The organism is Pseudoalteromonas sp. OFAV1, assembly GCF_021532595.1.
GTDB lineage: Bacteria > Pseudomonadota > Gammaproteobacteria > Enterobacterales > Alteromonadaceae > Pseudoalteromonas > Pseudoalteromonas lipolytica_C.
Map to the genome: position 1 here is coordinate 52,082 of NZ_JAKGBG010000008.1, position 24,180 is coordinate 76,261.

A 24,180-nucleotide genomic window follows, 5' to 3' on the forward strand; every position below is an offset into this window, starting at 1 on the left:
AAAGATGAATTCACGGAAATTAGAAATTTTAGTTGGCTTTTTTGTAGCCCTAGGTATTGCGGCTTTTGCATTGCTTGCATTCAAAGTAGCAAATGCCGGCATTAGTGGTAGCGGTGAAACGTACCAACTAAATGCCAAGTTTGAAAACATTGGTTCGTTAAAAGCCCGAGCGCCAATTAAGGTCGGCGGAGTTGTTGTGGGGCGTGTTGAGTCAATTTCAATTGATCCAAAAGAGTTTGTGCCAGTAGTTAACATGGCGATTGACGCAAACTATTTGTGTAAGTTTTCAGATACAACCTCTATCTCTATTTTAACATCAGGTATTTTAGGGGAGCAGTACTTGGGTATTAACCCGGTTATTGCTGCCGATTCTGCAGAGCAACGCTGCATGGGTGAAAAAGTGACAGCCGCTCAAGATGATGCTGCTTTAGATGATTTGTTTGGTGTTGAAAGTAAAGCGCTTGCTGATGGTGATTACATCACCGATACCAAGTCAGCATTAGTATTAGAAGAGCTGATAGGTCAGTTCTTGTTCAACCAAGGAAGTGAATAATGATATTTAAAAAATTTCTAATCGCTTTAAGCGTGGTGTTTACGGTAGGTGTACACGCTGCAGAGCCTGAGGTCGATTTAAAAGACCCATACAAAATGGTGCGCAAAGTATCAGATAATACCTTTGCACGTATTACTAAAGATCAGCCTTTAATCGCCAAAGATAAAGAATATCTAAGAGTGATCGTAGAAGAAGAGTTAATGCCTTACATTGACTACAAGTACGCTGCACTTCGTGTGTTAGGTAACCATGTATCAAAAGTACGTGCAATCGAAGATAAAGAAGAAAAGGCAAAAGCAATCAAAGATTTGCAACACTTCATTGATGTGTTTCAAAAATACCTAATTGCTACATACGCTGGTGTGTTTACGCAGTATACAAACCAAAGTGTTGAGTTTGGCCCAGCCCAGCCTTTTAAAGGTCAAGATGTGGTACTAGTCAAAACGAAAATTGTGGAACCAGGTAAGCCTGATATTAAAATTGACTTTAAAGTACGTGAAGACCGAGATGGTGATTGGCGTGCATACGACATGATTGCCGAGGGTATTAGCCTGCTTGACGCTAAACAAAGTGAATTACAAGGCATTTTGCGTCAACAAGGTATCGAACACGTGAGTGACTTACTTGAGCAAAAGAGCCAACTACCAGTGCAGTTTAGAGGTGAAGGTGGCGATGAGTAACGTTGATATTACTCAACTCGAGGATAATCAGTTTCGGGTCAGTGGTGAACTGACCCGAAACTCTATCGCCAATGAACGCCTTCTGAACACCAAGTCACAATCTACACACAAAACGTGGTATTTTGACCTTTCTGGTGTATCTAGGGTTGACACGGCGGGCTTAGCTTGGTTAATTCACTCTTTCGCAGAATTAAAGCAGCAAGGTATTCGCCTTGAATTGCAAAATATTCCTGAGCAACTGCAAAACTTGATGCAGTTGGGACAGGTCACAACCTTATTTGAGTGAGATTTATGGAAACAAGCCAAGTCGAAACGTTATTACGCGACGAATTAAAGCTAGACGAAGTGATTGTTAAAGCAAACGGTAGCCACTACGAAGTGATTGCTGTTGGTGAGTGTTTTGACGGTTTAACGCGCGTTAAGAAACAACAATTGGTCTATGCTCCGTTAATGTCAACAATCTCAGACGGTACAATCCACGCTGTATCAATCAAAGCGTTCACGCCGACTGAATGGAAACGCGAACAAAAATTTATTTTACCTCAATAGTTTCAGGGCCTCCTCATGGATCAATTTGTTATTCAAGGTGGCACCTCGCTGGCAGGTGAAGTCACTATTTCTGGCGCTAAAAACGCCGCACTTCCTATTTTGTTTGCAGCACTGCTTGGGCAAGGTAAAAGTACTTTTAGTAACGTACCTCGCTTACGTGATATCGGCACCACCGAAGCTTTACTTAAAACGCTTGGTGCAACGGTAGAATGGCAGCAAGATACGCTGATCATTGATGGCGCGACGGTTGATAAAACTTTAGCTCCGTATGAGCTGGTAAAACAAATGCGTGCCTCTGTGCTTGCTCTGGGGCCTTTAGTGGCACGTTTCGGTGAAGCACAAGTTTCACTGCCTGGTGGTTGTGCCATTGGTGCCCGCCCGGTTGATATTCATATTCAAGGACTTGAGCGCATGGGCGCAGTGATCAAGGTTGAAAATGGTTATATCAATGCCAAAGTTGATGGTCGTTTAAAAGGCGCCGAAATCTTCATGGAAATGGTGAGTGTTGGCGCAACAGAAAACTTACTCATGGCCGCAACGCTGGCTGATGGTAAAACAGTTCTTGAAAACGCTGCACGCGAACCTGAGATCACTGATCTTGCGAATTGCTTAATTGCGATGGGCGCTAAAATCAGCGGTGCAGGTACAAGCCGCATCGAAATTGAAGGTGTTGAGTCGTTATCTGGTTGTGAGTACAGTATTCTTCCAGACCGCATTGAAACAGGTACTTTCTTGGTAGCTGCGGCAATGGCTGGCGGCGAAGTATTGTGTAAAAACACAGATCACCATAGCCTAGATCCCGTGATTGAAAAGTTACGCGCCACGAATGCTTTGGTTGAAGTGACTGATAACAGTATTTACCTTGATATGCGTGGTCGTGAATTAAAAGCGGTTAACATTAAGACCATGCCACACCCGGGCTTTCCAACCGACATGCAAGCGCAATTTACCGCTTTAAATGTGGTAGCGAAGGGCAGTGCTACCATCACTGAAACGATTTTTGAAAATCGTTTTATGCACGTGCCTGAGTTACAGCGTATGGGCGCAAATATTCGCTTAGAAGGTAATACAGCAATTTGTGGTGATACAGAAAGGTTATCGGGCGCGCAAGTGATGGCGACAGATTTACGTGCGTCAGCAAGCCTTATTTTAACTGGTATTGTGGCGCAAGGTGAGACAGTTGTTGATCGCATTTACCACGTTGACCGTGGTTATCAGCGTATTGAAGACAAACTAAGTGCGCTGGGTGCTAATATTAAGCGCCGTTCAAGCTAATAACTTAATACTTATAAAAAAGCCTAACGTCTGTTAGGCTTTTTTTTGGTTAAGATTTTGACTCTAGTTCGCCAACAGTAACCATAATCTTTAATATCTCACCATCACGATAGACTTCAAATTCTAGCTTATTGCCCGGTTCAGTTTTTGCTAGTTTGTCTAAAACTAGTTGTGGGTTAGCAACCGAAATACCGCCGATTTTAATTACGATATCGGTTTCTCTGATCCCCGCTTGCCACGCTGGTCCAAACGGGTCTAGCTCGGTAATACGCATTCCTGCTACAGGCGTAAAGTTATCACTAACATCTTTGCCTGTGCTATCTATGCCGGTGCCTCTAAAACCTAAATAACCTCGTACAACACGACCATGTTTGATTAATATATCCATGATGTCTTTAGCGATTGAGTAGGGCACTGCAAAGAAAATACCTTGGATATCCAAGTCTGCATGGGTTTTGAATTGCGCCGACGTGATACCTACTAAGTCACCACGTGAATTAACTAATGCGCCACCTGAGTTTCCTACATTTATGGCGGCATCCATTTGTAATAGGCTGCTGTAAGGGCTGTCGATTAAGTTTTGCTTTCCTGTAGCGCTAATAATACCTTGGGTAATGGTTTGACCTAAATTAAGTGGGTTACCAATAGCTAAAACAACATCGCCTACACGTGGTTTAAAATTGTCATTAACAGGAATGACAGGTAAGTGTTCAGCGTTTATTTTTAATAAAGCTAAATCTGTTTCACTATCAAAACCAATCACTTGAACATCATAAAAACGACGACCGTCTGCCAGGGTAATAATGATCAAGTCAGCATTTTTAATAACGTGATAATTAGTCAGAATGTAACCGTCTTGCGACATAATGACGCCTGAGCCAAGTGCCTGAACAGTGTTTTGACGTTTGTAGCGTGGTTGGTTAGAAATACTTTCGGAAAAAATAGTTACCACAGAAGGGGCTGCACGTTGCACTGCATCGGCAAAGCTCATATGCTGCGAGCTGATCGCAACGGGTAAATTCATGTTGGGTAATAAAGCGCTACGTAAACTCGGGCTAAAAAGCACGACCAAGAAGGCGATACCTAAACCAGTAAAAAGCGGCGGTAGGATAAATTTCAAAAGTTTTAGCACAATATTCTTATTATCAATGAGCAATTATTTAATGATGGCACAAAAAAAATAACAGCGGCAAGCACCACTGTTATTTTTTCATGAAAAATCAAATAAAATTATTGAATTAATACAAAAATAAGTTCTCGACCTCGTTTTACTCCTAGGACGATATTACCTTTAGTGTTTTCGATAATCTTATTCATGTCGCGGATTGTTTCAACACGTTGACGGTTTACTTGCATAATCACGTCACCTTCTTCAAGGCCTACCCGCGCAGCTGGAGAGCGTGCTGCCACACTGGTTATTTCAACTCCTTTACCATCACTCTTCTGAGTGTTCTCTAGTGTTGCACCTTGGAAAGCTGGGTGAGTTTCTTCGCCAGCTGCTGTTAGTGAAGCTGCGCCATCGAGGGTTACATTTACTATTTTAACTTTACCATCTCGATAAATACCTAGTTTTACGCGTTTGCCTTCACCAAGCGTAGCAATTTTGCTGCGTAGTTCATGGAACCCGCTGATCTCAGTGCCATCGACGCTGATGATCACGTCACCGGCTTTGATACCCGCTTTGCTTGCTGCGGTGTCATCCATCACCTGCATAACGTAGGCACCCTGTTTTACATCAAGTTTTTGTGCTTTAGCAAGGCCAGCGTCAAGCGGGCGACCTGAAATGCCCAGTGAACCGCGACGAACTTCGCCATGCTCAATAATTTGATCAACGAGGTTTTTCATCATGGTTGATGGGATAGCAAAGCCAATACCTACGTTTCCACCTGATGCGCCTAAAATTGCGGTGTTAATACCAATCAGCTCACCATTTAGGTTTACTAATGCACCACCAGAGTTACCTTGGTTAATAGCCGCGTCGGTTTGAATAAAGTCTTCATAACCTTCTATGTTTAAACCACTGCGACCAAGCGCACTCACAATACCTGAGGTTACTGTGTGACTTAAACCAAATGGGTTACCGATTGCTACCGCAAAATCACCCACGCGCAGTTTATCTGAGTCGGCAATTTTTAGCTCAGTTAAGTCATCAGCATCAATTTGCAGCAATGCAATATCTGATTCTTTATCACTGCCAATTCTGGTTGCCTCGTACTCACGACCATCCTCAAGGGTGACAATCATTTTTTCTGCATCTTCGACAACGTGGTTATTGGTAACAATATACCCTTCGTCTGCATTAATTATGACGCCAGAACCAAGGCCGCTAAATTCACGTTTTTGACTACCGCCGCGTGGTACGCCAAAAAAGTCATCAAACGGTGTTGGACGACGACGAACTTCTTTTGAGCCTGAAACTTGAATACTCACCACGCCAGGGGTTATTTGTTCTAACATTGGTGCAAGGGTTGGTAACTGTTGACCATTTACCGCCACTGGCAGTTTAGCCATTGAAACTGCAGGCGCTAACAATAAGCTTGAAGATAAAATAGCAGCACTAATAACAGATAATTTCATTTTCATAGTCAGGGTTTACTCCACATCAGAGATAAAGCAAAAACTAAAAAGGGCTGCATAAGCAGCCCTTTTCTTGGTTTAGATATAAAGCTGTTATATCTAAAGACTATGGGGTCAAAAAAAAGTTCATCAAGAGGCTTTAGAATGTTCTGAAACTTTATTTGAACCAGTAAATAACCCTGTTTCACCGACCACATAGTCTGCAGGTTGTGCTTCTGCACTTGAGCGATCGCCACGACGGTCTTGTAATGAGCTTTGCAATTGCTCAGTGGTTTCTTTTGAAAAGAACGGCTCGTTAGGGTGTTGCTTTTTATCTGCTAATAATAGTTTGTTCGTTTCTTCAACATGGTTGAGAAGCTGGTCATAGTTATCTTTCATCTTTGAGACAAGTTTCCCTGTGCTTGCCAAGTGATCGGCAACATCTTGGCGGTATTGCTCAAGTGCATTATTAGCTTGCTCTACTTGTTGTTCTAACTCATCTTGCTTAAATTGTTTCTTTGTTACAAACGCACCAATGAAAAATGCCGAAATTGCAACGATGATAAGAATACCTACCCAGGTAATTGTGCCCATAAATCTACCCCTTTGGGAAAAAATAACAAAAACAAATGCTGTAAAAGCACTTATAGTCCAATCATTATTAAAATATGCTTAATTTGATTGTGAAATCATACTGCGGGTTAATATACCCTGAGATACGATGCGTGTTAATATACTCTGCAAATTTAACTGTGTTTTATTGTAACGACCTATGACTCCTTGGCAGAAGTACCAACAAGATTTACAACGTGAAGACTTTGTACATGATGCAGCGCAAGAAAATGCTGTGCGTCATTTGCAAAGGCTCTATGATGACCTAACGGCAGAGAAACCAGCCGCTAAGGGGTGGTTTGCCAAACTCTTCTCTAAAGATAGCACGCCAGCCATAAAAGGGCTCTATTTTTGGGGGGGAGTAGGTAGAGGTAAGACCTATTTAGTCGATACTTTCTACGAAGCTTTACCTACTGAACGTAAGATGCGTGTGCACTTTCATCGTTTTATGCATCGTGTTCATGATGAGCTTAAAAAGTTAAAAAATACCAGTAATCCATTAAATGTGGTTGCAGATATATTTAAAGCAGAAACAGATATTATTTGTTTTGACGAGTTTTTTGTTCAAGATATCACTGATGCCATGCTGTTAGGTGGCCTGATGGAAGCGTTATTTGAGCGCGGTATCGTATTAGTGGCAACTTCAAACATTGTACCCGACGAGCTATACCGAAACGGTTTGCAACGCGCGCGTTTTTTACCAGCTATTGAACTAGTAAAAGCTAACACCGAGATTGTTAATGTGGACTCGGGTGTTGATTACCGCTTACGTACCCTTGAGCAAGCCGAAATTTTTCATAGCCCACTTGATCAGCAAGCGGATGATAATTTATTTGAATACTTTGATAAGTTGTCGCCAGAGCCTGGCGTGCTCGATAAAGCGATTGAAATCGAAGGCCGATTGATAAAAACGCGAAAGGTAGCTGATTGTATCGTTATGTTCGACTTTAGTGAGTTGTGCGAAACAGCGAGAAGCCAAGTCGACTACATGGAAATCAGCCGACTCTATAACACTGTTATTTTATCGAATGTTAAAGCGCTCGGCCAAGCTAATGATGATGCAGCTCGCCGTTTTATTGCGTTAGTTGATGAGTTTTATGAGCGTAATGTGACGTTAATTATTTCTGCTGAAAAGCCCATAACTGAGCTGTATAGCGAAGGTAACTTAAATTTTGAATTTAAGCGCTGCATCAGTCGATTGCAAGAAATGCAATCGCTAGAATATTTAGCGAGAGAGCATCTAGCGTAGTAGAGCTGTCAGCTTTCAGCCGTCAGTTTTTAGCTGATCGAGATAGTGGTTTAGTTATTTGTGTTAATGAACTGAAGTAGCTTTACATTCATTTTTCGATTTTTAAGCTTTTGATTGCTGATTGCTGATTGCTGATTGCTGATTGCTGATTGCTGATTGCTGATTGCTGATTGCTGATTGCTGATTGCTGATTGCTGATTGCTGATTGCTGATTGCTGATTGCTGATTGCTGATTGCTGAATTTCTCGAATAAAAAACAACCATCATATAGCAATGTGGTTTAAGTGCTGGTATACTCCCGCGTCTGCCACGTTGCGTTCTATTGCCAGATATTAGTTTAGCCTCTAATTGATGGCTCAAAGTCTTAAACTCGAAGGGGTTAAAGCATTCAACTTAGAGCGGTAATTAATAATAATTACCTGTGGTTTTAAATTAAAAAACATTGGATTTTAATAAATGAAAACGTTTGTTGCTAAGCCAGAAACAGTAAAACGTGACTGGTACGTAGTTGACGCTGAAGGTAAAACTTTAGGTCGCATCGCTACTGAAATCGCTCGTCGCCTACGCGGTAAGCATAAAGCTGAGTACACTCCTCACGTAGATACTGGTGATTACATCATCGTTATCAATGCAGAGAAAGTTACTGTTACTGGTAATAAAGCAAAAGACAAAATGTACCACGCACACACTGGTTTCCCAGGTGGTCTTAAGTCTACTACTTTCGACAAGCTTCAAGCTGCAAAGCCTGAAATGATTATCGAAAAAGCTGTTAAAGGCATGTTGCCACGTGGTCCTTTAGGCCGCGAAATGTACCGTAAACTTAAAGTTTACGCAGGTACTGAGCACAACCATGCTGCACAACAGCCTCAGGTTCTAGACATTTAAGGAGCACTATCATGGCAAATCAATACTACGGTACAGGTCGTCGTAAAAGTTCAAGTGCTCGCGTATTCTTACGCCCAGGCACTGGTAACATCGTAATCAACAAGCGCTCTCTAGAAGAGTATTTCGGTCGTGAGACTGCTCGCATGGTTGTTCGTCAAGCATTAGAGCACGTTGAAATGACTGAAAAGTTTGACCTACACATCACTGTTTCAGGTGGCGGTACTACTGGTCAAGCTGGTGCTATCCGTCACGGTATCACTCGTGCACTTATGGAGTTTGACGAGTCTCTACGTCCTACACTTCGTAAAGCAGGTTTCGTTACACGTGATGCACGTAAAGTTGAGCGTAAGAAAGTGGGTCTTAAGAAAGCACGTAAGCGTCCACAATTCTCAAAACGTTAATATTTACGTTTATCAGAATACCAAAAACCCAGCTCCGGCTGGGTTTTTTGTTTCTTGGAGCCATCAGCTTTCAGAAGTCAGTTTTTAGCAGATCGAGAGGGGGCTCAGTTATTGATGTTTTACATCCATTTCTCAGGTTATATCGGGGTCAGATCACAGATCAGAACGCTGAAGACTGATAGCTGATAGTAAAAACCCTACCTTTTTTCGTTCGATATTTAACCGCTGATAGTAATTACTGCGTATTACAGTAAAAAAACTTCACGATTTAGCGAAATTAGCTTAAATCCATCAGTTAATTGATGAATTTTTTTGCTACAATTGGGGGGCAAGTAATGTGAGTGAGTTCAACAACAGCTAATACAGAATTCTGTTTCCTCTTAGTGAGGTTGATCTTGGTCAGTATATTGTTTTTTTATATGCGTTATCATAACCAGCGGCTTCATGCTCGAGCTGGCCCTAATTAATCAACTATTAAAATGGGTTTATTCGAGCATGGGACTGTGAATAACCTTGTTTTAATCAAGGCTTTTAATTATGATCGCGTCTATTTTAAAATTTCTAAAAATTAACCTGCTGTAACTGATGTTCTCAATATGGCAAGTGTTGGGAATCATAGTGGAGATAAGTGGATGAGCAATGCGCCTGTAGACAATGGCCGACGTCGCTTTTTAACCATAGCTACCTCTGTTGTTGGTGGTGTTGGTGCGGCTGGGGCTGCTGTTCCTTTTATTGCGTCTTGGAATCCAAGTGAGCGAGCTAAATCTGCGGGTGCGCCTGTAGAAGTAGATATCAGCAAGCTTGAGCCAGGACAATTAATACGTGTTGAGTGGCGAGGAAAACCTGTTTGGGTTATTAATCGTACACCAAGAATGCTTGAACAGATGAAAGAACATGAAGGTCAACTTCGTGATCCTGCATCTGAAGAGCCTCAACAACCTGAATCATCAACAAACGAATACCGTTCTCAACGTCCTGAGATCTTCGTTGCTGTTGGTATTTGTACGCACTTAGGTTGTTCTCCTAGCTTCCTACAAGGTGGCTTTGGTGAAAAAGTAGAGGGCACAGACGACGGTTTCTTCTGTCCGTGTCACGGTTCTAAATTTGATATGGCGGGTCGTGTATTCCAATCTGTACCTGCACCATTAAATCTAGAAATCCCTCCGTATACCTTCCTTGATGACACGACTATTTTAGTCGGTGAAGAAAAAGGAGTGGCGTAATGTTTGGTAAAATTATTGGTTGGATCGACGATCGTATTCCAATGACACGTGTTTGGAACATGCACATTGCACAGTATCCAGCACCAAAAAACTTTAACTTCTGGTACTTCTTTGGCTCTCTAGCCATGTTAGTACTTGTTAACCAAATCGTAACTGGTATCTGGTTAACAATGAACTTCGTACCGTCTGCTGAAGGTGCTTTCGCATCGGTAGAATACATCATGCGTGATGTTGAATACGGTTGGTTACTACGTTACCTTCACTCAACAGGTGCATCAGCGTTCTTTATCGTTGTATATCTGCACATGTTCCGTGGCATGATCTACGGTTCTTACCAAAAACCACGTGAGTTACTGTGGTTATTCGGTATGTTCATCTTCTTAGCGCTTATGGCTGAAGCATTCATGGGTTACTTATTGCCTTGGGGACAAATGTCTTTCTGGGGTGCACAGGTAATCATTTCACTATTCGGTGCGATTCCGGTAATTGGTGATGACTTAACGCTTTGGATCCGTGGTGACTACGTAATTTCAGGTGCAACGCTTAACCGCTTCTTTGCACTACACGTAATTGCACTACCTTTAGTTATCGTTATCTTAGTATTCTTACACATTGTTGCACTACACGAAGTGGGTTCAAACAACCCAGACGGTGTTGAAATCAAACGTAAGAAAGGCACTGTAGCTGAAGAAGACAAGCCTAAATTTAAATTCCACGAGTATTACACCAACAAGAAAGACATTGTTGATGCAATCCCGTTCCACCCTTACTACACAGTGAAAGATATTGTGGGTGTGGTTGGTTTCTTAATATTATTCTGTTGGGTTGTATTCTTTATGCCTGCGATGAATGGTTTCTTCTTAGAAGCGCCAAACTTCGAAGCAGCTAACCCACTGAAAACACCTGAGCACATTTTCCCTGTTTGGTACTTCACGCCATTCTATGCGATTCTGCGCGCTATCCCAGATAAACTAATCGGTGTTATCGCGATGGGTGCATCTATCGTAGTGCTTGCGTTACTACCTTGGATTGACCGTGGTTCGGTTCGTTCTATTCGTTATCGTTGTGGCTTACACAAGTTAAACATTGCTCAATTCGTGGTAACGTTCGTTATCTTAGGTTGGGTTGGTGCAACTCCACAAACTGATTTCAAAACGCTGTTATCACAAATCACGACTGTGACATACTTCATGTTCTTCGTATTGTTATTTGTTTACAGTAAGAATGAGAAAACTAAGCCATTACCAACGAGGTTGACGAAATGATGAAAAAGCTAATTATCGGTTTATTCGCATTGTTGCCATCGTTGACAATGGCAGCGGGTCCTTCGGTTCCTTTAATGGATGCCAACATTGACCTTAAAGACAATGCGTCTTTACAGCGCGGTGCTAAATTGTTCATGAACTACTGTCTTGGTTGTCACCAAATGCAGTATCAACGTTATGAGCGTACGTTCCGCGACATCGGTATTCCTACTGAGATTGGTCAAGAGCAACTGATTTTTGATGGCTCAAAAGTAGGTAGCCACATCAAAAACGCGATTGATAAAGATGACGCAGCTAAATGGTTTGGCGCAGCGCCACCAGATCTTACGCTTGTAGCGCGAGTTCGTGGTACTGACTGGATCTACACTTACCTGAAGTCATTCTACAAAGATGAATCTCGTCCGTTTGGCGTAAACAACGTTGTTTTCCCATCGGTAGGTATGCCGCACGTTCTTCAAGAACTACAAGGCTTACCAACACCAATCACTGAAGAAGTGGAAGAACACGGTCACACTGTGACTAAAGTTGTTGGCACTGAAACAGATGGTTCAGGTGAAATGAGTGTTGACGAGTATGACCAAGCTGCTCGTGATTTAACTAACTTCTTAGCTTACGTTGGCGAGCCGTCACGTTTAGAGTCAGAAGCGTTAGGTCTTAAGGTAATTGGTTTCTTAGTGATTCTATTTATCTTGGCATTCATGCTGAAGAAAGAATACTGGAGAGATGTTCACTAATTCTGGACGTTTTGAAAGGTAATTTTGTGATAGGGGCTTAAGCCCCTATTGCTGTTTTTGTAATATAATGGAGGTAGGCATGGCCGTAGCTGCCAATAAGCGCCCTGTAATGACCCTGTTTTCTGGTGCTAACTGTATGTATAGCCACCAAGTACGTATTGTACTTGCTGAAAAAGGTGTAAGTGTTGACATTCACCTGGCTGAAAAGGATAACCTGCCAGAGGCACTTCATGAAATTAACCCTTACGGTACAGTACCAACACTGATCGATCGTGAGCTTGGTTTATATCAGGCAAACATCATCATGGAATACCTTGATGAACGTTTTCCTCATCCTCCACTAATGCCAGTATATCCGGTTATGCGTGGCCGTAGTCGTCTGATGATGCACCGTATTGATACGGATTGGTATAGTCTAGCGAATAAGATCACTAGCGGTAGCAGCGAAGCAGCACAAGCACGCAAAGAGCTTACTGAAGCGTTACTTGCAATCGCACCTATCTTCTCTGAAGCTCCTTACTTTATGAGCGAAGAGTTCAGCTTAGTTGATTGTTACTTAGCGCCGTTATTATGGCGTTTACCTGAGCTTGGCATTGAACTTAATGGTGCTGGTGCTAAAGAGCTTAAAGAATACATGCTGCGTTTATTTGAGCGTGAATCATTCCAAGCTTCATTAACTGAAGCAGAGCGTGAGATCCGTTTATAATGACGCCTAATCGTCCTTATTTACTACGCGCTTTCTTTGATTGGATTGTTGATAATCAATGTACACCACACTTAGTGGTGAATGCTGATTTTCCTGCTGTACAAGTACCAACACAGTTTGTTCAAGACGGCCAGATCGTTTTAAACATCAGCCCATCAGCGGTCACGCAATTTGCTATGGATAACCAGCAACTGAGCTTTAATGCTCGGTTTGGTGGTCAACCTATGCAAGTGTATGTACCTATGGGTGCTGTGCTCGCAATTTATGCACGTGAGAATGGTGAAGGGACTGTATTTACTGCAGAAGAATTCATCGAGGACGAAGACGATTTTGCTCCGGTATTAGAAAGTGTAGACACGCCTGACGATGTAACGCCAGATGATGAACCACCAACTAAACCAGAGAAGAAAAAAGGTGCTCACTTACGAGTGATCAAATAGCCTTATTAAAATCGAAAAACCCGCTTATAAAGCGGGTTTTTTATTATCAACTTACAGTTCGTATTATAGATATTCAAACACTTTAATTACACGCTCAACACCTGATACGTTTCGTGCCACATCAACCGCTAAGTTGGCTTCTGTATCACTCACTAAGCCCATTAAGAACACCTCTCCATTCTCTGTTATGACTTTAATGTTGTTACTGCTGATATTCTCAGTGGTGAGTAATTGGGTTTTCACTTTTGAGGTTAACCATGAATCGTGTGTTTGTGTGCTCATGCCAATATTAGAGCTGATGCGAATTTGGTTATGAATTTTACGAATACCATCAACGCCTTCAATTGCACGTTGTGCTTGCTCTTTCATTTCTTGGTTAGGCACTTGACCAATCATTAATACAATACCGTTAACGCTAATAACGTTCACGTTAGCAAATTTGTGTAAACGTTCAATTTCACTGATAGCGATTGAACTTTTAATTTCGATGTTGTTATCGTCAATTTGTGAGCCAATTGTGCGACGATCATTTGCTGCTGTGACTGCGCCTGCAGTGCCTGCAACAACTGCTGCAGCACACCCTTGTAGTAATAATACGGTACTAATTACAAGTAGAGACTGTTTTAACATTAATTTTCTTCCTGTGGGAATAAGGTTAAATCAATAAGCTCACTTAAACAGTGTAAGTTCACTAAATGTGATTCAACAATACGACTAGGGCGCTTTGATGGCACGCGAATTTCAACATCATTGGGGCCCAATAATCCAACTAATTCACCGCCGTCATCACCGACTAATACTATGACTTTCATATCGCGAGTAAGTGCCGCCTCAACCGCAGAAATAATGTGTTTTTCATTGCCATTAATCGCGATAGCTAAAAGCAGGTCACCTTGCTGGGCAAACGCACGAATTTGCCTTGCAAAGGTTTCGTGCTCATCTGTTTGGTTTGTCGAGCCTAAATTAACCTGTTCTTGAGCGAGCGCAACAGCTGGTAGGCATGGACGCTCAGTTTCATAAAAGTTAATTAATAGCCCAGCCATATGTTGAGCCAGCATGTGGCAGCTTGGCGTGCCGCAACAAAGCAATTTATTACCATTAATTAGACTTTGCGCAATGGTAAATGCGGCTGATTCGAGGGCGCTTGGCAGTACTTCACCTGCGGCAATTTGAACTTGAATATTTTCGGTAAAGATCTTTTTTATTGTTTCTTGCATAACCTACCAATTAAGCTGACGCCATAAGCGTTAGTAAACATTTTTAAACCAGTTAATTGCACTGTTAGTCTCGCCGGTAATGGCCAGATAATCTAATCGCATAGCCTGGTTTGATATTTTTTTCTCTGCAAGATAATGGGCAATTGTTCGCCTTAATCGTTGCTGCTTTTGTTTGCTGAGTGCAACGTTAGCACCCCCTCGAAGGGTGTTTTTTCTAAATTTCACTTCAACAAACACTAAAGTTTGTCCATCACGCATAATGAGATCAAGCTCACCATACTTACACAGATAGTTACGCTCAATAGCAACTAATCCATGCTGTATTAAATACTGTTCGGCCTGCTTTTCATAATACAGACCTTTTTCGCGGCTATTTTGCCACAATTGCTTAAACCACGACATAGCTTCATCCTTGAGCATGCGTTAATTTAATCAGCTGAGTTATACCTCGATGCTGATTGCATAAATAAAGGAATAGGTTGCTCTGTTGGTAAATCAACAGCGATTATTTGCTTATTTTTGTATTGAGCCCAGTCTAGGCTGCGGGTTACATAGCCATTACTGGCAATGCTAAGGTCGCCGCTGATTCCTGTAAAGCGTTTGCCTTGCACCATACTAAGTTGTTTTACTTCACCCAGCATACTGGTTGCATCGAACGCCATAGCAAAAAGGCGTTGGTTGATGTCAGCATGTTCAGGCCACAAGCTATCATACTGTTGACGCAAGTTATGTTGTTGAATTTGACCTTCGAGCATCCAAGGTAGTTCCGTAAAATAAAGGCCATCTAAATCGCCTTTATCGGTTCTATCAATTTGTTTACTGTGACTTTTTGAGCTGGCGTAAAGCGGAATGCGGTCAGCAAAAGTACTTACGTTAACGTCTAAATAGGGTTTAATTAAACGTGTTTCGGTGGCATCACCTAAAATGTAAATTACATCTATATCGCTACGAGAACGGGTTTCACTTTCAACTTCTTGCTTAAATAATGATTTAACAACATTAATACGCTCTTTACTTTGGTCTACCTCAAGCAAGCCGGTAATTGTTTTAGGCATATCTGCTTTATCAGAGTAAAAGCCAATTTGCGGTTTTACTTCGCTGTAACGCTGCCATTGAGTGTTAAAGTATTCAACCAAGCGCTGACCATTATTATTATTAGGTGCAAGTAACATGGGCTTTTGGTAGCCCGCAGTTAAAAAGCGTTCTAAAGCTTGTTGAACTTCATGTTCAGGGTTAAGAGCAAAGAAAAAGTGCTGCTGTGAGATCCGTTCGCCATCAAAGCTGTTTAAGTGCATCACTGGGTAATCAACCAGCGTTTGTGCCGAATTCAATTTTTCAATATTACTTTTAAGCAATGGGCCAATAACAAAGTCAGCTTTAAACTCGCTTAACTTAAGTGCTATCTCTTCTGCCGGTAATGATTCATCAATAAATAGGGTTTCTGTTATTGCTCTGTTATCAAGTGCCGCAAGCACGCCTGCTTTTAAGGCGTCGCCCAAACGTTCATTGGCACCCGATTGCGGAATAAGTACCACTAAACGATTTACTTCTAATGGTTCGATTTGTACAAGCTCAGTGACCTTTTTTGGCAAAACTTCTGCCGCAGGGTGGCCAGGGTAACGGCGTAACCAGTTATTCATTGCTTGATGAAGTTCTACCGGTGCACCTAAATAAACTTGATGATAAAGCGCTAAGTTAACCCAGCCTTGTTGTACAACAGAACCTCGGTTAAAGCGCTCAAGAGCATAGGATGAAAGCTGGGTAAGGCTTTGCCACAAATCTTTATTTAAATTAGCGACAGTAAAATTGTTTTCACTGCTTAATGTTGATGCTGCAAAGTAAAATGGCATAGCTAGTTTAGGCATACCTTGAGAAGCATATACCCGTGCTGTTAAGTATTTGTGCCATGCTTGATGCTCAGGCTGCGTTAACTGAGGCTCAAGCTGTTGTAGTTGTGCTAGCGCTAAGTCGCTCTTACCTTGTTGCTCTAGGGCAAGGGCGATATAAAGTTTGTTTTGAATTTGATCGACACTTGGCGTGCTTTCAAGTTCAAGGCAGATCTTTTCTAGCAGTTCCCAGCGCTCTTCGTTAATTGCAGCATCGCGAGCAGTATAAAGAAGTTGGATTTTATCGGCACCTTGGCGGAGTAGTGCCGTTTGATACATTGATTGTGCGTCGGTTAGTTGTGATAGTCCAAGCTCAGCTTGGCCTGACTGATTTTCTGCAGTATTTAGTTGTTTTTCGGTTGTGCTACAAGCCGATAACCCCGACAATACAATTAATAGACTAACAAGTTTAAGTCGCACAATGATTTCCCAATACGTTAACGCGATTTGCTTATATTACTGACTGACGCAGGAGACCTCAATGTTAAATGAGGACAATTCAGATAAAATCGGCACTCTTTACATTGTTGCCACGCCTATTGGTAACTTTGATGACATCAGCCAGCGTGCCATCCAAACCCTATCTGAGGTTGACTTAATAGCCGCTGAAGATACTCGTCACACAGGAAAGTTGTTAAGCCACTTTAATATCAAAGCAAAAACCTTTGCTTTACATGACCACAACGAGAAACAAAAAGCGCAACAAATTGTCGACTGGCTAGAGCAAGGAATGAATATTGCGCTGGTATCTGATGCCGGCACGCCACTGATTAGCGATCCAGGTTATGCGGTGGTCAATTTATGCCGTGAACAAGGCGCGCATGTTACGCCAGTACCGGGAGCATGTGCTGCAATTACCGCTGTATGTTGTTCTGGTTTACCGACAGACCGTTTTCAGTTTATTGGTTTTACACCTGCAAAGAGTAAAGCAAGGCAGAGCTTTTTTATCGAAGCGGTTAACTCAGGTATTACTAGCATCATGTATGAAAGTACCCACCGCATTATGGCGAGCCTTGATGATTTAGAAGCAGCGCTCGGTGCAGAGCAGCCAGTGGTATTTGCTAAAGAGCTTACCAAAACCTTCGAAACTTTTTTCAATGGCACGGTTGCCGAGTTAAAACAGTTTTTAACGGATGATCCAACTAAGCAGCGCGGTGAAATCGTATTGATGTTACCGGGCAAGGCAAAGCAAAGTGACGACATTCCAGAAGATGCGCGCCGCATGCTCGGTTTACTCGAAGCCGAAATGCCACTGAAAAAAGCCTGTGGTGTTGTGGCTGAGTATTTTGGTTTGAAGAAAAACGCACTTTATAAAGCAATTATTGACGAAAAAGACTAATTCTTTACTGCATAGACGTGCGCGCTCAGGTATACTGCGCGCCGAGTCAGCCGAGATAATCGCTGCCTGCAACGAAAATGCGCAGGGGGAGGAAAGTCCGGGCTCCACAGGGCAGGGTGCCAGCTAACGGCTGGGGGGCGCGAGCCTACGACAAGTGCAGCAGAGAGGAGACCGCCAACTTCGGTTGGTAAGGGTGAAAGGGTGCGGTAAGAGCGCACCGGGCCACTGGTAACAGTTGGTTGCAAGGTAAACTCCACCCGGAGCAAGACCAAATAGGGTTCCTTATGGCGTGGCCCACGTTGGAACCGGGTAGGTTGCTTGAGCCATAGAGCGATTTATGGCCTAGACGAATGATTATCCACGACAGAACCCGGCTTATTGGCTGACTCACCAAATCATATTAAAGCCCGTAGTGAATCTACGGGCTTTTTGCTTTTTGGGCCGGAGAAAATCCACTCCGCGCATACAAAACAGCGGCTTACTGGCTGACTCATCAAATAACACAAGAGCCTCGGTATTTAACGAAGTTTTTTCTTTAAACCGAAGAACTTAGTTATATTAAAGTAATATAGCTAAGTCTTCGGATATACTTTAGTTGGTAGCTTCAAAGAAGAAAATAGACTCATGGACAAGGTACTTATGCCCAGAACAAGGAGGGTGGAAGAGTTATGTACAGGGTAACAAAAACCCTGAAAACCAAGAGGTCATTAACGAGTTGATGTCTTCTTATGGGGACTATAAGCAACTAACCCATAATCAGTTTGACTGCAATTTCTCTATCGACAATGGAATAAAAGTCGCAGTGAGGAATTTCTTTTTGGATCTGACTTTTAGACCAGCCGATAAAAGTGGAGATAATGCTAAAAAGCACTGCCATAACAGAGCCATTAATGAACTGAAATCAATTTACTTTGAGTATCTTCAAGGCGGGCAAAAAGAACTGGATACTGAAGAGGTCTTGAAATATCTGGAAATGCTCTGTAGAGGAGCTGATCCAGATGACTACCATTGATAATCATTTATGTCTTTGCTGTTTCGCTGGAAGTAATCGTTTTATTGTAAGTTGTTACAAAAGTTTTAGTAACCGCTTAGTCTTAAAGGCGGCTTTCTAAAAATTCACATATCTCTATATGAATCCGAGTCTCAGCGGTAAATTGTTTTGTAAAAACACAAAAATCTCCAATCATCTGAAGTCATATAAAAGGTATTTTTGTTCGGGGTTTAGAGGCCGAGTTATTTTTTATAAGATTCTGTCGCATGTGAAATATCTCTAGCTATGCAATTATAAATGTGCAAGAGCCAACAACTACTTAAGTCAGCACTTGTTTTTATTTAAATTTAGTATGGAGAAAGAGAAATGTTCTTTTCTGGAATTCAAAATGCAATCAATGCTGAGCTGTTTAGCAACATGCCAATTAAGGATCAGAATACTAGTCTGCAAAATTTGTATGACAAAGGTTATTCTGTTCCTGAAATATCCAAAAAAATTGGAATTCAAAGCGGTACCATATACAAGCGAATTGATGCTCATAGAGGTCGTAAAGGGTTATTCGCAGGTTAAATTTGGGTTAAGCCATCACGTTTTTTAAGTGATGGCTTCCTATTAAGGGATAAATTATGACGTTGAGCAAGACAATTGACAATTTGAAAGAAGAAACGCTAATTCGGAACCTCAGTAAATCAGAAGTGCATTGGTATAACACGCCTGAATACTTTAGCCCTCTTTACCGAAAGTTTATTGCTAATCTAATAGAAGATAAGGAACCTGAAGGTTATAAAGAAAAGTTCTTAGAGCAAAGTATTGATGTTCAAAATGAGCTTATAAATGATGAATGTTATAAGAATAGAGGAGTGCTTTTTGATCGGTACTTACTTTGCATATATCCGGCACGATATGAGCCATCTAATCCTCGAAAGCTTAAAGACTATGAGTTAAATGAGAAGGGGTTGCTTTCGTATTTGCAAAAAGAATATGGGCGATCATCTATTGAACATCAATCTTTTCAACTTTCTCGAGAAATTGAGGGGATTTTACAGCTATTACCATATGAAGATGGAGATGTAGAAGGGAAAAAAATTAAGGAAAAATATAAAGTTGAAGCTAAATCATCCTGCTTTAAATTGGTAGTTCTTAAGCATAAGTTAAGTCTAATTAATAAGAAATGGATGGAGTTGATTAGGTACAGGGAACCAAATAAAGCTAATCAAGCTAGCATGGATAATATCGTTGATTTCAATATGAGTAGCGACGAACACGCCAAATTAAACACGGCACTTATTAAACGCTTTTACTTTGAAATTGATGAAGGAAAAGGTGCTGGTGATGATACATATTCGTTTCGGATTAATCAGGTACCTTATTATTTGCGAGTTTTGGAAGAACAAGTTAAACAAGAGCTATGGGTTGCTTTAACTGAAGGGAGAAATATAGAGTCAATAAAGGATAAGATTTTAAATAGATTTGACGTGTGTAAATCTGAGGTGGTTGGAGGTTTAGTTAATCATCACTATAAAGACTATGATCAGAAGCTAATGGACCATTTACAGCATACCATTTTGGTGAATCAGTTTTCTAACTCCTTCCTTGCGGAAAATGAGCTTATTAAGTTATGTAGCGATGAGTTTTTCACCTTTTCGCACAGCACAGATTGGTTAACATCCAATAATGAGAATGAGCGAATTGAGGGACTAAAGAATGAGTTGGGCATATCTGAGAACGAATTCAAAAAAGAATGGGTTGCAATGGCAAGAACGTTAGCACGTATGCTTGCGCTTACAAACAAAACCTTGCGTCAACTTATGCCTACTATTCAAATGAATATATGCATTTTAATTTTAGCTATACTAAAGAGCCCTCAATCGTCAAGAAATACGGCTGTAAAAAGTAAGATAGCGGGATCATCTAAAAATAATTATTCAATTTATAATGATTTGAAGAAAGCTCATGATTGGATCATCAAAAACGATCCAGATTTACGGGATAAACACAGTATCAGTAAGCTGAGACCAACAAGTTTGTCTTTCTTTAAGGCAATATATGAAGAGATATACTATTCTTTGGTGTGCTCCGTAGAAGGTAAAAAAGCAAGTCATTGCACTTTTAACAAAATGAGGTTAATTCACTTTGATATTGTGAGTGACTTGCTCGGGAAATTAAGAAAGCAATCGCATTTATACACCATTTGGATAATCGAGTCGTACTATGTAAAGAAGCGGAATGGGGAATTGGGACCACAAGAACTCCCCCTGTCACTTAATGTTCCCGGTTCTAAGCATGGTTTTTGGGGGATTATTGAGCATCATATAATAAATACTGAATGGGGAAGTGCTCTTGAATCGGTAAAAGAACGTCACTCTGTTACTTGGAATCCTATCTCTTGGATGAAAGAACAAGTTTTAGAGTCGAACATTGAACTATGATACTTAGCATTTAGTATTTTTTATATAATAATTATAGTGGCCTCAGCCATCTATGATTTAAGTTTTAGAAACATTTGGTAGCAGCAAAATCGACAAAGTGAGACCTGTTTATCTAATATGATGTTAAACCTGTTATCTTACTTTGCATAAACCCCTACACCAAAGGTGTAGGAACAGCTCGTATTTAAACATTCAAAACCTTCTGAAACCATGTTGGTATTTAGTCAATCTAGGTTGTGATCGGACGGTTCAGTTAACTTATAGATTGACTCACCAAATTACATAAAAAGCCTCGCAGCAATGCGGGGCTTTTTCTTTTTATATCTTTACGCAAAATAGAAAATCCACTCCGCTCATATAAAACAATGGCTTACATCTTTTTCTACTAATCTTATTCAAAACGAATCCTGCTGTCTGTTTTCTGAACTCAAGTTAACTTCTAAATATTGTTAATATTTTGTGATTATCAAGCTGCGAAATTTTCGTTCTATCCTATTATTAAATTTAGATAGAGAACATGCAGATAAGTGAATCTAATTTGAGGAGAGAGTGATGCAGTCCATTCTTGGTACTATTCGAGGTCGCCTTACTGCGGGACTGACTTTAATGGGCGCCCTAATTTTGATTTCGGGGGCGTTATCTCTCTTTTATGTTAATCAGCTTGAAAATCAGCTTGAAAATCAGCTTAATCAACTCAGTGATGAAGTTGTGCCAGTGATGGAAACTACGGATGATTTGATTGCAAATTTGTGGGAGTCCGCAAAAGTCGCTAACGAGATCTTAGCAAGTGAAGAAATCCCCGAATTAAAAGCCCGAGCCGCTGAAATTAAAGAGCTAGCAAAGCTATTTGATGACACAGAGCAAGAGCTACTCACTTTAATTAGTAAACCTGAGCGAGTAGCGTTAATAAAAAAAGCGTCTACCGAGCAAGATGAGTTTTTATCTCATGCGCTAAAAATGTCTGAACAGAAGCTAATTGAACTTGAAAAAGAAATCATCTCTGAGAAATTACTCGATGAGTTTGATAGTTCAGGTGCAAAGCTGATCAGTATGCTCGATGAATTTGCAGTTGAAAATGAAGAAGAAATGCAAAAAGCTGAAGATGAAGGCGATGCGCTTGTCGCTCGAGGCGGCTCTGCGAGTGCCGTGAATGATGTGCTTGGTTCTTTATTTGAAAGTGACTACCCAGTTGTTGAAGCCGCTTTAAAGTTACAGCGTTTGGTTATTGAAATGCAGGATACCTCGGGTGAGTATTTAGCTGAGGAAGACCCAGCTAACCTTCCTAATATTCAAAAAGAATTTGAAGCCCTAGCTAAACAAGCTGATGAATATTTTACTGTGCTTACTAATTTAGCTGAGTCAGACGAAGATAAGGAAGATGCAAAAGTACTGATCGCTTCATTTAATAATTGGGTAACTAGCGCAAATAATGAAGATGCTTTATTTGATTCTTATCGAGATCAGTTATCAGCAGAAGCGCTTGCCGATCAATTAACAGAAGAATTAGAAGTTGATGTTGATAATGCCGATGCTTATTTTGAAGAGATAGCCGAAGAGGCTGATGCTTTTTCAGACAACGCAGATGAAAAAGCGGCAGAAGTTCTTAATCAAGCTTTTTTTGGCATTCTGTCTTTAACAGCCATTGCTATTGTCATCGGTGCTCTTGTCTTGATCGTTTCTTATAAAACGGTATTAGCACCAATAGACACTTTATTAAATAGCATGGAGAGTATCGCTGAAGGGGAAGGAGATTTAACTCAGCGAGTTGACGCATCATCGCAAGATGAACTCGGGCAGTTAGCTAGAGCATTTAATCAGTTTGTTTATAAGGTGCAAGTTCTGGTACAAGAAATTTCGACTGCTACCAACGAAATTGTTGATTCAACAGATAGGCAAAGAGATATAAGTATCCGTTCAAAAGAGGCGATATTACAACAAGGTACAGAGACTGATTCAGTTGCTACGGCAATGAATGAAATTACAGTGACTGCGCAAGAAGTTGCGCGTAGTGCAGCAAATGCGGCGCAGTCAACCGATGAAGCAAGTAATGAAACGAAAGCGGCTAAAAGTGTGGTACAGCAATCTATTTCTTCTGTTCAACAGCTAGCCAGTGAAGTAGAGAAGTCTTCTCAAGTAATTGGGGCGTTAGCCACTGATGTGGTTGAAATTAGTAAGGTACTCGATGTAATAGGCGGCATTGCGGAGCAAACAAATTTACTTGCGCTAAATGCGGCAATTGAGGCTGCTCGAGCAGGAGAGCAAGGCCGGGGATTTGCCGTTGTAGCAGATGAGGTTCGCTCGCTTGCAGCGCGAACACAGCAAAGCACAGCAGAAATAAACGCGATGATTGAGCGTTTACAAAAAGGCTCTCAAGGAGCAGTAGACGCAATGAAACAAAGCAAAGAATTTGGTAACTCCTCAGTAGCAAGTTCACAAGAAGCTGGTCAGTCGCTTGATGTTGTTTTTTCGTCAATGGATACGATTAACGATATGAATACGCAAATTGCGACAGCTGCTGAAGAGCAAACCACAACCATGGAAGATATCAATAGAAACATCAATTCTATTGTGCAAATTTCCCAGCAAACAATGGAAGCATCTGAAGAAAGTATGGAAGTGAGTCAAAGTCTCGCTCGATTAGGAGAGCAATTAAGAAGCTTGGTTAATCAATTTAAGTATTAGCGAAGTTAATACGAGAAATCAGCCTTGCTCAAGGTAAATGTTTAGGCCGTTTTTCTGAATTGATTGCATTATTGATCTTGAACAAGGTTGCTGCATTGACTCTATTTTAGGCCGTGATACAGTGAAGTTGAACCTTATTTTTAGTCAAAGGAGTTGCCCATGCTAGGTGAAAAACACTCGTTGTTAAATGAGTTTCCAGAGTTTAATGAATTAATCCACAGTCTTGTGAAATCTGACGCTCATTTTAAAAAAACGATGCAGCGTTACGATGATATGGATAAAGAAATCCGTGAGCTTGAATTGCAAAACTCACCCATTGAAGATGCTGACATGCATGAAAAGAAGCATCAACGTGCCGTGCTAAAAGATGAGCTTTATGACTTTTTAAAAGCAAATGCTTAATAAATCATATTAATAATGATACCCCTTGCACTCAGACTCTCAGCAAGGGGTATTTCTTTTTTACTTTCACTCCCTAATCGTTGTTAATCGCAATATCCCTTTACTC

The 24,180-nt window shown here is 41.1% G+C and carries 27 protein-coding genes and 1 other RNA gene; 20 read left to right on the forward strand and 8 right to left on the reverse strand.

Features of this window, described 5'->3' with window-relative positions; all coding sequences use genetic code 11:
• Positions 1–4: 4 nt before the first annotated feature.
• From mlaD to murA, 5 genes are read left to right on the forward strand one after another with little or no spacing between them, the layout of a single operon-like run.
• Complete coding sequence (mlaD, locus tag L1267_RS06650) at positions 5–553, forward strand: outer membrane lipid asymmetry maintenance protein MlaD (RefSeq protein WP_135923439.1); 549 nt, start codon at positions 5–7, stop codon at positions 551–553.
• A 2-nt stretch (positions 554–555) separates the two neighbouring features.
• Positions 556–1,233: an MlaC/ttg2D family ABC transporter substrate-binding protein gene (locus L1267_RS06655; RefSeq protein ID WP_135926229.1), complete on the forward strand. Its 678-nt coding sequence runs from the start codon at positions 556–558 to the stop codon at positions 1,231–1,233.
• Positions 1,226–1,519, forward strand: a complete 294-nt coding sequence (locus tag L1267_RS06660) for an STAS domain-containing protein (protein WP_135923440.1) — start codon at positions 1,226–1,228, stop codon at positions 1,517–1,519. Before L1267_RS06655 ends, L1267_RS06660 begins: the two co-directional genes overlap by 8 nt.
• Positions 1,520–1,524: 5 nt before the next feature.
• Positions 1,525–1,782 carry a BolA family protein gene (locus L1267_RS06665; protein WP_065978178.1) on the forward strand — a complete coding sequence of 86 codons (258 nt, stop codon included), beginning with the start codon at positions 1,525–1,527 and terminating at the stop codon, positions 1,780–1,782.
• Positions 1,783–1,797: 15 nt separating this feature from the next.
• Entirely contained in the window at positions 1,798–3,057 is a 1,260-nt protein-coding gene (murA, locus tag L1267_RS06670; protein WP_135923441.1) for a UDP-N-acetylglucosamine 1-carboxyvinyltransferase, read from the forward strand.
• 49 nt (positions 3,058–3,106) lie between these two features.
• Here murA and L1267_RS06675 read toward each other — a convergent pair whose 3' ends face one another.
• The 3 genes from L1267_RS06675 to L1267_RS06685 form a co-directional block, all read right to left on the reverse strand.
• Entirely contained in the window at positions 3,107–4,189 is a 1,083-nt protein-coding gene (locus L1267_RS06675; RefSeq protein WP_135923442.1) for a trypsin-like peptidase domain-containing protein, read from the reverse strand.
• Between the two features lie 98 nt (positions 4,190–4,287).
• The gene (locus L1267_RS06680) at positions 4,288–5,640 is read right to left on the reverse strand and encodes a Do family serine endopeptidase (RefSeq protein WP_135923443.1); all 1,353 of its coding nucleotides are present in this window, start codon (positions 5,638–5,640) and stop codon (positions 4,288–4,290) included.
• 123 nt (positions 5,641–5,763) lie between these two features.
• Positions 5,764–6,207 (reverse strand): YhcB family protein, encoded by a 444-nt coding sequence (locus tag L1267_RS06685; RefSeq protein ID WP_135923444.1) that lies wholly within the window; start codon positions 6,205–6,207, stop codon positions 5,764–5,766.
• 178 nt (positions 6,208–6,385) lie between these two features.
• On the opposite strand from L1267_RS06685, the gene zapE reads away from it, so the two are divergent.
• Positions 6,386–7,474 carry a cell division protein ZapE gene (gene zapE / locus L1267_RS06690; protein ID WP_135923445.1) on the forward strand — a complete coding sequence of 363 codons (1,089 nt, stop codon included), beginning with the start codon at positions 6,386–6,388 and terminating at the stop codon, positions 7,472–7,474.
• Between the two features lie 102 nt (positions 7,475–7,576).
• On the opposite strand, the gene L1267_RS06695 is transcribed toward zapE, so the two are convergent.
• Positions 7,577–7,741 (reverse strand): hypothetical protein, encoded by a 165-nt coding sequence (locus L1267_RS06695; RefSeq protein WP_235382423.1) that lies wholly within the window; start codon positions 7,739–7,741, stop codon positions 7,577–7,579.
• A gap of 189 nt (positions 7,742–7,930) precedes the next feature.
• Here L1267_RS06695 and rplM point away from each other — a divergent pair, with 189 nt between their 5' ends.
• From rplM to L1267_RS06730, 7 genes are all read left to right on the forward strand, one after another.
• Positions 7,931–8,359, forward strand: a complete 429-nt coding sequence (gene rplM, locus L1267_RS06700) for a 50S ribosomal protein L13 (protein WP_135923446.1) — start codon at positions 7,931–7,933, stop codon at positions 8,357–8,359.
• 8 nt (positions 8,360–8,367) lie between these two features.
• A complete protein-coding gene (gene rpsI, locus L1267_RS06705) occupies positions 8,368–8,760 on the forward strand; it encodes a 30S ribosomal protein S9 (RefSeq protein WP_095209788.1) in 393 nt (130 codons plus the stop codon).
• 632 nt (positions 8,761–9,392) lie between these two features.
• On the forward strand, positions 9,393–9,983 hold the full coding sequence (gene petA / locus L1267_RS06710) for a ubiquinol-cytochrome c reductase iron-sulfur subunit (RefSeq protein WP_054554178.1): 591 nt from the start codon (positions 9,393–9,395) through the stop codon (positions 9,981–9,983).
• The gene (locus L1267_RS06715; RefSeq protein WP_135923447.1) at positions 9,983–11,248 is read left to right on the forward strand and encodes a cytochrome b; all 1,266 of its coding nucleotides are present in this window, start codon (positions 9,983–9,985) and stop codon (positions 11,246–11,248) included. The genes petA and L1267_RS06715 overlap by 1 nt, the downstream gene beginning before the upstream one ends.
• Entirely contained in the window at positions 11,245–11,982 is a 738-nt protein-coding gene (locus tag L1267_RS06720) for a cytochrome c1 (protein WP_135923448.1), read from the forward strand. Before L1267_RS06715 ends, L1267_RS06720 begins: the two co-directional genes overlap by 4 nt.
• A 79-nt stretch (positions 11,983–12,061) precedes the next feature.
• Positions 12,062–12,688 carry a stringent starvation protein SspA gene (gene sspA, locus L1267_RS06725; protein WP_054554181.1) on the forward strand — a complete coding sequence of 209 codons (627 nt, stop codon included), beginning with the start codon at positions 12,062–12,064 and terminating at the stop codon, positions 12,686–12,688.
• Entirely contained in the window at positions 12,688–13,128 is a 441-nt protein-coding gene (locus L1267_RS06730) for a ClpXP protease specificity-enhancing factor (RefSeq protein WP_135923449.1), read from the forward strand. The genes sspA and L1267_RS06730 overlap by 1 nt, the downstream gene beginning before the upstream one ends.
• A gap of 63 nt (positions 13,129–13,191) precedes the next feature.
• On the opposite strand, the gene dolP is transcribed toward L1267_RS06730, so the two are convergent.
• From dolP to L1267_RS06750, 4 genes are read right to left on the reverse strand one after another with little or no spacing between them, the layout of a single operon-like run.
• Entirely contained in the window at positions 13,192–13,758 is a 567-nt protein-coding gene (dolP, locus tag L1267_RS06735; RefSeq protein WP_135923450.1) for a division/outer membrane stress-associated lipid-binding lipoprotein, read from the reverse strand.
• Positions 13,758–14,345 (reverse strand): SIS domain-containing protein, encoded by a 588-nt coding sequence (locus tag L1267_RS06740; protein ID WP_135923451.1) that lies wholly within the window; start codon positions 14,343–14,345, stop codon positions 13,758–13,760. The genes dolP and L1267_RS06740 overlap by 1 nt, the downstream gene beginning before the upstream one ends.
• A 30-nt stretch (positions 14,346–14,375) precedes the next feature.
• Positions 14,376–14,747: a YraN family protein gene (locus tag L1267_RS06745; RefSeq protein ID WP_135923452.1), complete on the reverse strand. Its 372-nt coding sequence runs from the start codon at positions 14,745–14,747 to the stop codon at positions 14,376–14,378.
• Positions 14,748–14,773: 26 nt separating this feature from the next.
• Positions 14,774–16,651, reverse strand: a complete 1,878-nt coding sequence (locus L1267_RS06750) for a penicillin-binding protein activator (protein WP_235382424.1) — start codon at positions 16,649–16,651, stop codon at positions 14,774–14,776.
• Between the two features lie 61 nt (positions 16,652–16,712).
• On the opposite strand from L1267_RS06750, the gene rsmI reads away from it, so the two are divergent.
• From rsmI to L1267_RS06785, 7 genes are all read left to right on the forward strand, one after another.
• Complete coding sequence (rsmI, locus tag L1267_RS06755; protein WP_058585920.1) at positions 16,713–17,570, forward strand: 16S rRNA (cytidine(1402)-2'-O)-methyltransferase; 858 nt, start codon at positions 16,713–16,715, stop codon at positions 17,568–17,570.
• Positions 17,571–17,612: 42 nt separating this feature from the next.
• An RNA gene (gene rnpB, locus L1267_RS06760) (RNase P RNA component class A) lies at positions 17,613–17,964 on the forward strand.
• 201 nt (positions 17,965–18,165) lie between these two features.
• Positions 18,166–18,582: a hypothetical protein gene (locus L1267_RS06765; protein WP_235382425.1), complete on the forward strand. Its 417-nt coding sequence runs from the start codon at positions 18,166–18,168 to the stop codon at positions 18,580–18,582.
• Between the two features lie 345 nt (positions 18,583–18,927).
• Positions 18,928–19,131, forward strand: coding sequence for a terminase gpP N-terminus-related DNA-binding protein (locus tag L1267_RS06770; protein ID WP_138556760.1), 204 nt, complete (start codon positions 18,928–18,930; stop codon positions 19,129–19,131).
• Between the two features lie 56 nt (positions 19,132–19,187).
• Positions 19,188–20,990: a hypothetical protein gene (locus L1267_RS06775; RefSeq protein ID WP_235382426.1), complete on the forward strand. Its 1,803-nt coding sequence runs from the start codon at positions 19,188–19,190 to the stop codon at positions 20,988–20,990.
• A 552-nt stretch (positions 20,991–21,542) separates the two neighbouring features.
• Positions 21,543–23,672, forward strand: coding sequence for a HAMP domain-containing methyl-accepting chemotaxis protein (locus tag L1267_RS06780; RefSeq protein WP_235382427.1), 2,130 nt, complete (start codon positions 21,543–21,545; stop codon positions 23,670–23,672).
• Positions 23,673–23,831: 159 nt separating this feature from the next.
• Positions 23,832–24,074 (forward strand): YdcH family protein, encoded by a 243-nt coding sequence (locus tag L1267_RS06785; RefSeq protein ID WP_138556757.1) that lies wholly within the window; start codon positions 23,832–23,834, stop codon positions 24,072–24,074.
• Positions 24,075–24,180 lie beyond the last annotated feature (106 nt).